The organism is Bradyrhizobium sp. 6(2017) (genome assembly GCF_011058295.2).
Lineage (GTDB): Bacteria > Pseudomonadota > Alphaproteobacteria > Rhizobiales > Xanthobacteraceae > Bradyrhizobium > Bradyrhizobium septentrionale.
In genome coordinates this window covers 5,291,703-5,303,450 of sequence record NZ_CP049289.2, presented here as the reverse complement: position 1 = coordinate 5,303,450, position 11,748 = coordinate 5,291,703, and the positions used below count along the sequence as shown (strand labels likewise).

Genomic DNA, 11,748 nt, shown 5'->3' with positions numbered 1-11,748 from the left:
TGAGCGAAGACGCGCGTCCAGCACTCTCCTCGTCATCCCCGGGCTTGACCCGGGGATCCACGTCTGCGGCGTGTGAGGAAGAAGTGGATGCCCGGGTCAAGCCCGGGCATGACAAGCGCGGTGAGAGGTGGCCCCTACGCCTCTTTGCCGCGATGGCCGTCGTGCTCATCGCGATCACCGGTGCCTTCGCCGCCTGGGTCGTCTCGCTCGGGCCGCTGCCGCTCACGCAGGCGCAGCAGGTCTCGACCACGGTCGTCGATCGAAATGGAAAACTGCTCCGTGCCTATGCGATGGCGGACGGGCGCTGGCGGCTGCCGGTCGACGCGAAGACGTCGGTCGATCCGACTTATCTGAAGCTGTTGTTCGCCTATGAGGACAAGCGCTTCTACGAGCACCACGGCGTCGATCCGCTGGCGCTGTCGCGCGCCGGATTCCAGCTTCTCACCCGCGGTCATATCGTTTCCGGCGGCTCGACCATCACGATGCAGCTGGCGCGGCTGATCGAGCCGCGGCACCAGCGCTCGGTCTACGCAAAACTGCGGCAGATGGTGCGCGCGGTTGAACTGGAGCGACAGCTCTCGAAGGGCCAGATCCTCGATCTCTATCTCGCGCTGGCGCCGTTCGGCGGCAATCTCGAGGGCGTGCGCGCCGCCTCGATCGCCTATTTCGGCAAGGAGCCGAAGCGCCTCTCGCTTGCGGAAGCTGCGCTGCTGGTGGCGCTGCCGCAATCGCCGGAGCGGCGGCGGCTCGACCGTTTCCCCGAAGCTGCGCATGCCGCGCGCGACCGCGTGCTCGCCCGCATGGTCGAGGATGGCGTGGTGTCGAAGGAGGATGCCGCGCAGGCCACGGCGACGGCAGTGCCGAAGATGCGCAAGCAGATCCCGATCCTGGCGCCGCATTCGTCCGATCAGGCGATCGCGACGATGAAGGATACGCCCGTCATCAAACTGACGCTGGACGCCACGCTGCAACGAAACCTGGAGGCGCTGGCGCGCGACCGCGCCATCGCGCAGGGGCCTGACGTCTCGGTCGCGATCATCGTGGTCGACAATGAAACGGGCGACGTGCTCGCGCGCGTCGGCTCGGCGGATTATTTCGACGAGCGGCGGGCCGGGCAGGTCGACATGACGCGCGCGGTGCGCTCGCCGGGCTCGACCTTGAAGCCCTTCATTTATGGCCTCGCCTTCGAGGATGGTTTTGTCCATCCCGACAGCCTGATCGAGGACCGGCCGGTCCGCTTCGGCTCCTACGCGCCGGAGAATTTCGACATGACGTTCCAGGGCACGGTGCCGATCCGCAAGGCGCTGCAATTGTCGCTGAACGTGCCGGCGATCGCGCTGCTCGACCGGGTCGGCGCGAGCCGGCTGTCGTCGCGGCTGAAGCAGGCCGGCACCAGCCTCGTGCTGCCGAAGGACGAGGCGCCGGGCTTGGCGATGGGGCTCGGCGGCGTCGGCATCACGCTTCAGGATCTCGCCCAGCTCTACTCTGGCCTGGCGCGGCTCGGCGCGACGAAACCGCTGCGCGAGATCATGCAGGCGAGCGATAGCCGTGACACGATGCGGCTGATGGACCAGGCTGCGGCCTGGCAGGTCGGCAATGTCCTGCTCGGCACGCCGCCGCCGGAGAATGGCGTGCACAACCGGATCGCGTTCAAGACCGGCACCAGCTACGGCTATCGCGACGCCTGGTCGGTCGGCTTCGACGGCCGCATCACGATCGGTGTCTGGGTCGGCCGTCCGGACGGCGCGCCGGTGCCGGGCCTGGTCGGCCGCACCGCGGCCGCGCCGATCCTGTTCGATGCCTTTGCGCGCACCGGCAAGATCCCGGCGGCGTTGCCGAAGCCGCCACGCGGCGTGCTGGTCGCCTCCAACGCAAAACTACCGCCGCCGCTGCGCCGGTTCCGGCCGCTCGGTGAACTGATCCGCAGCGGCAATGACCAGGCGCCGCACATCCAGTTTCCGCTGAACGGCTCGCGCATCGACGTCGATCGCTCCGAAAGCGGCGGTAATGCGCCGATGCCGGTCAAGGTCGCCGGCGGTGTGTTGCCGCTGACCGTGCTCGTGAATGGTGTCTCAGCCGGGGACATCGACAGCCGGCGCCAGCGCCTGATTGACCCGCCCGGACCGGGCTTCGCGCGGCTCACGGTGATCGACGCCACGGGGGCAGCAGATACCGTTGTAATCCGCGTGCAATGATGTGTGATCCGCGTGCAATGATCGCGAGGGAAAGCGGAACTGGACGGTTGTTTGCGCTGCGGTTTCATCGTATGCGAAACCCATGGTGGATAGCCTCCAACCCCGGCGCTTCGGAGCAGGGCAACAGTCTGTAAAACCTGCGCATTCGAGCCGCAGGCTGTTCATGGCGTTCGAGTGCGCAACGGCCAGCCAATGGCGTTCGATCCTGTTCCTGACGCTGACCTGCCTGGTGTTGTTCCTGCCGGGCCTCTTCACCATCCCGCCGATCGACCGCGACGAGGTGCGCTTTGCCCAGGCGACCAAGCAGATGGTCGAGAGCGGCGATTTCGTCGATATCCGCTTCCAGGACGACGTCCGTTACAAGAAACCGGTCGGCATCTACTGGATGCAGGCGGCGGCACTGAAGACGATTTCCGCGCTCGGGGTGCCGCGCGCTCAGGTCCGCATCTGGGTCTATCGCCTGCCGTCCCTGATCGGTGCGATCGGCGCGGTGCTGCTGACCTATTGGACGGCACTCGCCTTCGTGACGCGACAGGGGGCGGCGCTCGCCGCCTTGATGATGGCAAGTTGCGTGCTGCTCGGGGTCGAGGCACGGCTTGCCAAGACCGATGCGATGCTGCTCCTGACAGTCACCGCCGCGATGGGGGCGATGGCGCGGGTCTATCTGTCCTGGCAGCGCGGCGAGGATCCGGCGCGTCCGTCATGGGGGCCGCCTGCGATCTTCTGGACGGCGCTGGCGGTCGGCATCCTGCTCAAGGGGCCGCTGATCCTGATGTTCGTCGGCCTCGCGATGGCCGCACTCGCTATACTCGATCGATCGGCGGCGTGGTTCTGGCGCATGCGCCCGGTCTGGGGCCTGATGTGGACCCTGGTGCTGGTGCTGCCGTGGTTCGTTTTGATCTTCCTGCGCGCCGGTGAGACCTTCTTTGCCGACTCGGTCGGCGGCGACATGCTGAGCAAGCTTGGCGCGCAGGAGTCCCACGGCGCGCCGCCCGGGGTCTATCTGCTGCTGTTCTGGATCACGTTCTGGCCCGGCGCGCCGCTCGCCGGCATGGCGGCGCCGGCGATCTGGCGCGCGCGGCGCGAGCCCGGCGCGCAATTCCTGCTGGCCTGGTTGATCCCGTCCTGGATCGTGTTCGAGGCCGTGCTGACGAAACTGCCGCATTACGTGCTGCCGCTTTATCCGGCGATCGCGATCCTGACCGTGGGCGCGCTGGAGCGGCGCGTGCTGTCGCGCTCCTCGTGGCTGCTGCGCGGCGCCGCCTGGTGGTTCGCGATCCCCGCCTGCGCCTCGGTGCTGGTGATCGTCGGCGCCATCAAGGCGATCCATCAGCCGGTGTTTCCGGCCTGGCCCCTGTTCGCCGTCGCGATGGTGTTCGGCCTGATCGCCTGGTGGATGTTCGAGGACAGCCGCGCCGAGCGCTCGCTGCTCAATGCGGTGATCGCCGCGGCGCTGATGGCGGCCGGCACCTATGGTGTGGTGCTGCCGCGGCTCACCACCGTGTTTCCGAGCCAGGAGGTCGCACGCGCCTTGCGCAACGTCACCTGCGTCGGTCCGAAGGCGGCGGCCGCAGGCTTCCACGAGCCGAGTCTGGTGTTCATGACCGACACCTCGACACTGCTCACCGACGGATCGGGCGCTGCCGATTTCCTGGGGCAGGGCTCCTGCCGCTTCGCCTTGGTCGAACAGCGCTCGGAGCGGTCCTTCGTGCAGCGCGCCGAGGCGATCGGTCTGCGGTACAACGCGCCGGTGCGCGTCGAAGGCTACAACATCTCGCAGGGCAAGGCGGTCTCGATCGCGATCTTCCGCTCCGAAGGGACGGAGTGACATGCCCCCGCCGCCAGCCACCCTGGAATCCGCCAACTATTTCGGACGATTGCTGACGCTGGTCTGGCTGTCGCTTGCCCAGCTCGTGCGTGCACCGTCGCATTCGCGCCGGGCCGAGGCGGCGCGGCGTTCCGCGCGCCACGTGCTCCTGCTCGTCGTCATCGTCGGCGCTGCCATCATCACGCTGATGTACGTGTTGGACGTCGCCGAAATCAGCGCGATGCCCCCGCGCGGCACGCCGGGCCTCTGGTGGGTGCGAATCCTGACTGATTTCGGCAAGGACGAATATGTGCTGTGCACGCTCGGCCTGCTGCTGGTTGTGGTCGCATTGGCAGCGCCGGCGCTGCGCGGCGTGCCGCGCGCGACCCTGCTCGGCCTTGGAACGAGGCTGCAATATTTGTTCCTGTCCGTCGTGCTGTCGGTGGTGCTCGGGGAAGTGATCAAGTGGATCGTCGGCCGCGGGCGGCCGTTTGTCGGCGGCAAGGCCAATGCCTTCAACTTCCAGCACTTCGCCGGCACAGAGGCCTATTCGAGCTTTCCGTCGGGACATTCGATCACTGCATTCGCGCTCGCCTTTGCCGTGTCGGCGGTGTGGCCCGGTGCGAGGGTTGCGATGCTGGTCTATGCGCTGATCATCGCCGCGACCCGGCTGGTGCTGCTGGCCCATCATCCGAGCGACGTGGTGGCCGGCGCGCTGGTTGGCGTGATCGGCGCGATGACCGTGCGCTACTGGTTCGCTGCCCGCCGCCTTGGTTTCGCCATTCATCACGATGGCACCGTTGTGGCACTGTCCGGGCCCTCGGAAGGGCGCCTCAAAAGGGTTGCGAGGAGCGCCTTCGCCCCATAAAAGCGGTCGCCCGACGGCCGGATCGGGCTGGTTCCATCGCCGATAACACCAACCACGAGTGCCGATTTGCCTGCTCCCGACCAGATGCCGGTCGCCGTTTCCATCGTCGTGCCTGTGCGCAACGAGGCGGACAATATCGCGCCGCTGATCGCCGAGATCGCGGCCGCGCTCGACGGGCGCTGGGCCTACGAGATCCTCTACGTCAATGACGGCTCGACCGATGCCACCGGCGAACGGCTGAGCGCGATCATGGCGCAGCGGCCCAATCTGCGGCAGCTCCGCCACGCCGTCTCGTCGGGCCAGTCGGCCGCCGTGCGCAGCGGCGTTCGTGCCGCGCGCGGTGCGATCGTGGCGACGCTCGATGGCGACGGCCAGAACGACCCCGCTTTCCTGCCGGACCTGATCGCGGCAATCGCGAGCGGCAATGGCCGCGTCGGGCTTGCCGCAGGCCAGCGCGTCGGGCGCAAGGATACCGGCTTCAAGAAACTACAATCGCGCATCGCCAATAACGTGCGCAGCGTTATCCTGCGTGACGGCACCCGCGACACCGGCTGCGGACTGAAGGCGTTTCCACGCGAGGTGTTCCTGGCAATGCCCTATTTCGACGGGCTGCATCGTTTCCTGCCGGCGCTGGTCCGCCGCGAGGGGCTCACGATTGCCTATGTCGACGTCGTCGACCGCCCGCGCCATTCCGGCGTCTCGAATTACGGATTCTTCGACCGGCTCTGGATCGGGATCATGGATCTCGCCGGCGTGTGGTGGCTGATCCGCCGCAAGAAGCCGACACCGGTCGTCACCGAAGTGCCTGATGTCACCGAGGTGACGGGCGTCGCGGAAGTGCCGATCGTGACCAAGGTGAAGTGATGCTGATTCAGTACGGCCAGGCGCTGAGCGCCTATTTCTACGACGTGTTCGTCGCCAAGTTCGACTTCTGGCTGGCGTTTGGCCTCGTCGCGCAATTGCTGTTCACGGCGCGCTTCCTGGTGCAGTGGATTTCCAGCGAGCGCGCCGGCCAGAGCGTGGTGCCGATGGCGTTCTGGTTCTTCTCGATGGGCGGCGGTCTGATGACGCTGATCTACGGGCTCGCCAAGCGCGAACCCGTCATCATCATCGGGCAGGGCCTCGCCACGCTGATCTACATCCGCAACATCATGCTGATCGTGAAAAGCCGGGGCGCCGCGTCGAGGACGCTTGAGCGCTGATCCCTGCGCTTGTCAGCGCGGCGAGCGGTATGCTGAGCCTCCTCCCGAGTCTCGGCGGATGCAGCATCGGCCCGGCTCCGCATTAATTGGACCGCACCCTGAACGAAGGCCAAACAATCGCCCCAAGGCGTATGGCATCTACGGCTTGCCGCGGGCGTGGGGCATCCCGAGACCGTGCGCCGAGGGGATGAGGGGCGTTGATGACCGGCCGTGGCGAAGCGACCAAAGCGGGTAGTCATCGATCGAGCGCCCGCAATATCCCATCGCTTGACGAGCCGCCGCTGACGGTCGAGGGCGAGCCGCCGGACCGGCGCGCGGTCAGTCTCCGCTGGATGGCGGGGACGGTTCTGATTGGCGCCGCTGCTGTCGCGCTCCTGGTTGGCGCGCTTCGCGGAGCATTCGGAGATCACTTGCGATTCGCAGTATCGCCGGTCGTTTCACTTCCGCGCTTCACAGGGCAGGTGGTTGACGAGGCGCGGCGCGGCGACCGTCTGGATCGGAGGCCCGGCTCGCAAGGCAGTTCCGGTGCGCTCAAGATCGAGCAGCTGAGCGATGCCGGTTCGGTCCGTCGATTTACCCGCGTGTCAGCGCGACTCGCGGAGATCGATCCCGAACCACAACAGGACCATCGTCGCGAAGCACCGGGAGACGGTAAGGACGATCAGCGAGTGAGCTCGCAACGCGCGCTGCTGCCGGAGTTGCCATCGATCATGCGAGCAGGTCCATCACGCGTTGGGCTGCCGGGCGGCACCAGCGCCTATGCAGACGATGAAGACGCGCCGCGTCCGCCTTCGCCGACAGGTGAGGCGATCAACGTCACCAGCCTTCCCAAATCTCCTTCGTCGTCTCGTCACCATCGACATGTCATTATCGCCAGAAGCGGTGACACGCTGTCTGCCATTCTGCGGGCGTTAACTGCGGCTGCTGCGGACGCGCCGGCGATCCTTGCCGCTTTCCCATCGGCCGGCGGCCAGGAGACGCTGTCCGGTGGCGAGAAAATCACGATCGTCGAACAAGACGGAGAGGCCGGTTCGGCACTTGGCCATGTCGCGAAAGTGTCGATCGAACGGACGGACGCCAGTGTGTCCGCCGTCGGTCGCGCCGATAGCGGCCAGTACCAGGCGATCGTGCCGGAACAGCCGGATATCCCCCTCGGGAGCGAGAGCTTACTGCGTGAGTCGATCGACACGCATTCCGTCCCCGGTGAAACGCTACGTGATGGTCTCAACGCGCTTGCGCGCTCCAATCACGTCGATGAGGGCATCGTTGCCGAGCTAATGCGCCTGTGTGGCCGCGATTTCGACCTTGATGAGCCGCTCGGCGACGCCGATGTGGCTGAGATCATGTATGCCCCCAACGAAATTGGCCAACCGGAGCTGGTCTTCATTGACCTGACCGCGGGCGGGCAGACGCACCGCTACTACCGCTTCACGGCGCCGGACGACGGCAGCTCCGATTTCTACGATGAGGCTGGCCAGTCCATCACCAGATTCCTGTTGCGCAAGCCGGTCGTGAGCGGGCGCCTCGGTGACGGTTTTGGCTGGCGTACTCATCCGATCCTGGGCGACCGCCGCTTCCATGAGGGCGTCGACTATGCCGCGCCCTATGGTTCGCCCATTGCGGCCGCGGGCGCCGGCGTCGTCGAGACCGAAGGGTACGAACGCGGGTATGGGAAATTTATTCGCGTGCTGCACGATCGCGGCTATGAGACGACCTATGCCCACGTTGCGAGCTTCCCGCCCGGGCTGAAGATCGGCGACCGGGTTCGCCAAGGCGAGACGATTGCCTATGTCGGATCGACCGGGCTCTCGACCGGACCGCATCTCTATTATGAGGTGCGGATCAACGGCCGTAACGTCGATCCGCTTCGGATGAGATTGTCAGGCGGCCGGCTGCTGCAAGGCGATCTCCTTGGCGTGTTCGATCGCCAACGCGACAGCATCGACCAGCTCGCTGCCGCCTCCGCGTTTCCACAGCGGCATCCCGGCTCCGAACACCGGCCGCCGACGTAGCGGAGATCGCAGCGCGCCGTGCTGCTCCGGCGCGCCTTCGCTTGATCAGAGCCGCCCGGGTGCCGGAAGTTCGGCCGTATCCACCGCGTTCTCGCGATCGGCGGCGGTCTCGCCGGCGGCGTCGAGCACGGGGTAGGCGACCGAGCAGATATGCGAATGGATGCGGCGAAGATCGCGCAGCACGTCGAGATGCAGCGACGTGGTCTCGATGGTCTCGGGCCGGCCTTCGCGCAGGCGCACCAGATGCCGCTCGACGGCGGTCAGTTCGGCCGCGCGCAGCGCCGCCTTCTCGCTGAGCAGCTTGCGCGCCTCGTTGGCGTCGCCCGACATGAACACGCCGAACGCGATCCGCAGCGAGTCGATCGTGCGCTTGTGGAACGCCGACAATTCCTCGGCGCCCTCGGCGGAGAATTGCAGGCGGTGCTTGATCTTCTTGGTCGCGAGCTCGCTCAGATTCTTGTCGATGATGTCGCCGATATGCTCGAGATTGATCGCAAAGGACACGATCTCCATGGCGCGCTGGCCTTCGCGCTCGTCCAGGCTGCCGCGGGTGAGTTTCGTGACGTAAAGCTTGATCGCCTCGTTGAGCCGGTCGACGGTGTTGTCCATCTTCGACACCTGGTCGACCAGGGCGCGATCGTTGGTCATCATCGCCGCCATCACTTTGCGCAGCATGGCCTCGGTGTGGTCGCCCATATGCAGCACCTCGCGCGCGGCATCGGCCAGCGCGAGCGACGGCGTCTCCAGCGCGCTCTCGTCGAGATAGCGTGGCTGTGAGGGATCGGTCTCCTGCGCCCGCTTCGGCAACAGACGTTCGAGCAGCCGCGCCATGTGGTCGAGCACGCCGATGAACAGCAGCGCGGTCGCAACGTTGAAGGCAATGTGGAACAGCGCGGTCGCCTTGGCGAGATCGGGCTGCCAAGCATGAATATACTCGGTGATCGGGCGCAGGAACGGTGCCACCAGCAGGATGCCGACAACGCGATTGACGAGGTTGCCAACCGGCAGGCGGTAGCTCGCCGGATTGTCGCGCCGCGCGCCCTCCATCAACGGATTGATGGCGCTGCCGAGATTGGCGCCGAGCACGAGCGCAAACGCGGCATAGGGCGAGATGAACTGGGAATAGGCCAGCGACATCACCAGCAGCACGCTGGCGACGCTGGAATGGACCAGCCAGGTGACGACCGCGCCGATGAAGATGCAGAGCACGGGATCGCCGGTGATCGCGCCCAGGAACACGCGCACGCTCGGTGCATTCTCGGCCGGCGCCATCGTATCGAGCAGGATGTGCAGCGCCAGCAGCATCAGGCCGAGGCCGATCGAGACGCGGCCGATATCCTTGATCCGGGAGCGCGGCCCGCTGCGGAAAGCGACCAGGCCGGTGATGAACAGCACCGGCGCAACAGCGGCAACATTGAACGACAGCACCTGCACGATCAGCGTGGTGCCGATATTGGCGCCGAGCATGATCGCGAGCGCCGGCACCAGGCTGACGATTTCCTCGGCGGCGAAGGAACTGGTGATCAGGGCGGTGGCGGTTGAGCTCTGCAGCAGGGCGGTCAGGCCAAGGCCGGCGCCAAGGGCGCTGAACCGGTTGTTCAGCGCTCTCGCCAGCAACAGCCGCAAATCCGGCCCGAAAGCCCGCAGAATCCCGCTGTGGACCATGTGCAGGCCCCACAGCAGGAGCGCGACGCCCCCCATCAGATCGAGCAGAACTAGGCTTCCCATACTTCCTGATATCCCGGAAAATTCGAGTCGAAGGGGCGCACGCTATAGTCAAATGACCTGATATCAACCCCTTTTTGTTCCCGTTGGAACCTGATGACGGGGAGGGGCCGTCATGAAAGAGGCCGCCAACCGAAGCGGCCTCGATCGATCTGTGGGGTGCCGACGGGCTACTTCAGGCCCAGATTGGTGCAGTACCAGGCGAGGGCGTTGTTATCCCAACCGAGGTTGAGCAGCTTCGAATGGCAATCGTTGACGTTGGCGAAGTTGTAGTAGTTCCTGCATGGCACCGCCGTGCCGCCCCACCCGGTCGTGCCGTTGCATCCGATGCGGGTGTCCGCAGTGATCGTCATGTTGTTGGCGCGTTGCGGGGGTCCGGCATACGCAGGAGCCGCTGACAGGACGGCTGCGACGAGCAGTGACAAGGCTTTCATGTCTGTTTGCCTCCCAATTGTCGGGAACAGCAAATGCTATTCCAGGGCGAGCACGCCCGGCAATGCGACTAGGAAATTGTTAATTTTGGGAGTGTGCCGCGGTCAAACCATGCTGGCGGCACACCGGGGCCAGGCCGCGCCCCCGGTAAATGATTCTCGAACACGACCGCTCAATTGCGATTGGTTCCGCTAGGCAGTTCCCAATCTTTCCTCGTTATGACGGTAGGAACGAGAAACTATCCAGCCGAGGGCTTGGGGATCAGTATGTTCATGAATCGCCGCAAGAGCGAACGCCGCGCGTGCCGGAGCGTCGCCAAAATTCAGTTGGGCACGGGGTCGCTGCCACGCGACTGCATGATCACCGATATCTCCGCCGGAGGTGTCAAGGTGATCGCCGAATATCTCGAGATCCCGCCGGAATTCACCATCATCCTGTCGACCGGCAGTCCGCGTCAGTGTCGTCTGGCTTGGCAGATCGGACACGAATTCGGCGCCCAGTTCGTCGACTGATCGGCCACTACGCCTGCGACCCGCGAAGCGGCCCGTGCCGCCTCGCGGGCAGGCATGGCGGCGACATGATGGCATCCTTAACCGGAACTTAGGGTTAAGCTGTGAGCATCCCGGAACCTTCGCTGTTCCGAGTCTCATTTGATGTCTGAGAAACTATCCCGACCGAAAGGCCGCGCACGCCGTCTCGCTGGTCCGGTATCCGCCGTGGTCCTGCTGGTCCTGCTGGTCGGGCTGTCCGCCTGTCAGACTTCGGGTCCGTCCGACATCACGGGGTCATTGGGCGACACCGCGGAGGCCACGCCGGCTCCCGCCGATCCCCGGCGCGACATCGCGACCTACCACGAGCGCGTCCGCGCCAACCCGAAAGACACCGACGCCGCTCTGAAATACGCCCGGGCGCTGCGCGCCACCGGCCAGCGGGCGCAGGCGGTCGCGGTCATGGAGCAGGCGGTCCTGGCGCAGCCGAGCAACAAGGCGCTGCTCGCAGGCTACGGCCGTGCGCTCGCCGACAACGGCAATTTCCAGCAGGCATTCGACGTGCTCGGGCGCGCACACACCCCGGAAGACCCGGACTGGCGCATCCTGTCGGCGCAAGGCGCCGTGCTCGATCAGCTCGATCGCCACGACGAGGCCCGCCAGTACTACGCGAGTGCGCTCAAGATCGTGCCCGACGATCCGTCGGTGCTCTCCAATCTCGGCCTGTCCTATCTGCTGTCGAAGGATCTGCCGAAGGCCGAGGAGACCCTGCGCCGCGCCCGGGAGCGCGCGCCAGGCGACATGCGGGTGCGAACCAACCTTGCCGTCGTGATCGGTCTGCAGGGCCGCCAGTCCGAGGCCGAGACCATCATGAAGGCCGATTTGGCGCCGGAAGAGGGCTCGGCCAATGTCGCCGCGCTGAAGCGGCTGTTGGCGCGCAGGGACGTGGGCCGGACCGATACGGACAAGATTCCGGTCGCGACCATCCGTCGCGACTAGGTCGAACGATACCTGAGATA

The 11,748-nt window shown here is 65.9% G+C and carries 10 protein-coding genes; 8 read left to right on the top strand and 2 right to left on the bottom strand.

Annotated elements, in window-relative coordinates:
• Positions 1-83: 83 nt before the first annotated feature.
• The 6 genes from pbpC (at position 84) to G6P99_RS24740 (ending at position 8,084) form a co-directional block, all read left to right on the top strand.
• Complete coding sequence (gene pbpC / locus G6P99_RS24765; RefSeq protein ID WP_029083885.1) at positions 84-2,195, top strand: penicillin-binding protein 1C; 2,112 nt, start codon at positions 84-86, stop codon at positions 2,193-2,195.
• An 82-nt stretch (positions 2,196-2,277) separates the two neighbouring features.
• The gene (locus G6P99_RS24760) at positions 2,278-4,023 is read left to right on the top strand and encodes an ArnT family glycosyltransferase (protein WP_029083886.1); all 1,746 of its coding nucleotides are present in this window, start codon (positions 2,278-2,280) and stop codon (positions 4,021-4,023) included.
• 1 nt (position 4,024) lies between these two features.
• Positions 4,025-4,870 carry a phosphatase PAP2 family protein gene (locus G6P99_RS24755; protein ID WP_165123703.1) on the top strand — a complete coding sequence of 282 codons (846 nt, stop codon included), beginning with the start codon at positions 4,025-4,027 and terminating at the stop codon, positions 4,868-4,870.
• Between the two features lie 84 nt (positions 4,871-4,954).
• Positions 4,955-5,734 (top strand): glycosyltransferase family 2 protein, encoded by a 780-nt coding sequence (locus tag G6P99_RS24750; protein WP_035977822.1) that lies wholly within the window; start codon positions 4,955-4,957, stop codon positions 5,732-5,734.
• Positions 5,734-6,072, top strand: coding sequence for a lipid-A-disaccharide synthase N-terminal domain-containing protein (locus G6P99_RS24745; protein WP_029083889.1), 339 nt, complete (start codon positions 5,734-5,736; stop codon positions 6,070-6,072). The genes G6P99_RS24750 and G6P99_RS24745 overlap by 1 nt, the downstream gene beginning before the upstream one ends.
• Positions 6,073-6,272: 200 nt before the next feature.
• Entirely contained in the window at positions 6,273-8,084 is a 1,812-nt protein-coding gene (locus tag G6P99_RS24740) for a M23 family metallopeptidase (RefSeq protein ID WP_029083890.1), read from the top strand.
• 45 nt (positions 8,085-8,129) lie between these two features.
• Here the strand turns inward: G6P99_RS24740 and G6P99_RS24735 are convergent, their stop codons facing one another.
• Complete coding sequence (locus tag G6P99_RS24735; RefSeq protein WP_029083891.1) at positions 8,130-9,812, bottom strand: Na/Pi cotransporter family protein; 1,683 nt, start codon at positions 9,810-9,812, stop codon at positions 8,130-8,132.
• A 167-nt stretch (positions 9,813-9,979) separates the two neighbouring features.
• Positions 9,980-10,243 carry a hypothetical protein gene (locus G6P99_RS24730; protein ID WP_029083892.1) on the bottom strand — a complete coding sequence of 88 codons (264 nt, stop codon included), beginning with the start codon at positions 10,241-10,243 and terminating at the stop codon, positions 9,980-9,982.
• A 264-nt stretch (positions 10,244-10,507) separates the two neighbouring features.
• Here G6P99_RS24730 and G6P99_RS24725 point away from each other — a divergent pair, with 264 nt between their 5' ends.
• Together G6P99_RS24725 and G6P99_RS24720 are read left to right on the top strand one after the other, a co-directional pair.
• Positions 10,508-10,753, top strand: coding sequence for a PilZ domain-containing protein (locus G6P99_RS24725; RefSeq protein WP_029083893.1), 246 nt, complete (start codon positions 10,508-10,510; stop codon positions 10,751-10,753).
• 141 nt (positions 10,754-10,894) lie between these two features.
• Positions 10,895-11,728, top strand: a complete 834-nt coding sequence (locus tag G6P99_RS24720) for a tetratricopeptide repeat protein (RefSeq protein ID WP_051346634.1) — start codon at positions 10,895-10,897, stop codon at positions 11,726-11,728.
• Positions 11,729-11,748 lie beyond the last annotated feature (20 nt).

Bases quoted from the DNA above. Each gene is read 5' to 3' on its own strand.
- G6P99_RS24760 (WP_029083886.1), top strand. From the start codon at position 2,278: ATGGTGGATAGCCTCCAACCCCGGCGCTTCGGAGCAGGGCAACAGTCT.
- G6P99_RS24755 (WP_165123703.1), top strand. From the start codon at position 4,025: ATGCCCCCGCCGCCAGCCACCCTGGAATCCGCCAACTATTTCGGACGA.
- G6P99_RS24750 (WP_035977822.1), top strand. From the start codon at position 4,955: ATGCCGGTCGCCGTTTCCATCGTCGTGCCTGTGCGCAACGAGGCGGAC.
- G6P99_RS24745 (WP_029083889.1), top strand. From the start codon at position 5,734: ATGCTGATTCAGTACGGCCAGGCGCTGAGCGCCTATTTCTACGACGTG.
- G6P99_RS24740 (WP_029083890.1), top strand. From the start codon at position 6,273: ATGACCGGCCGTGGCGAAGCGACCAAAGCGGGTAGTCATCGATCGAGC.
- G6P99_RS24735 (WP_029083891.1), bottom strand. From the start codon at position 9,812: ATGGGAAGCCTAGTTCTGCTCGATCTGATGGGGGGCGTCGCGCTCCTG.
- G6P99_RS24730 (WP_029083892.1), bottom strand. From the start codon at position 10,243: ATGAAAGCCTTGTCACTGCTCGTCGCAGCCGTCCTGTCAGCGGCTCCT.
- G6P99_RS24725 (WP_029083893.1), top strand. From the start codon at position 10,508: ATGTTCATGAATCGCCGCAAGAGCGAACGCCGCGCGTGCCGGAGCGTC.
- G6P99_RS24720 (WP_051346634.1), top strand. From the start codon at position 10,895: ATGTCTGAGAAACTATCCCGACCGAAAGGCCGCGCACGCCGTCTCGCT.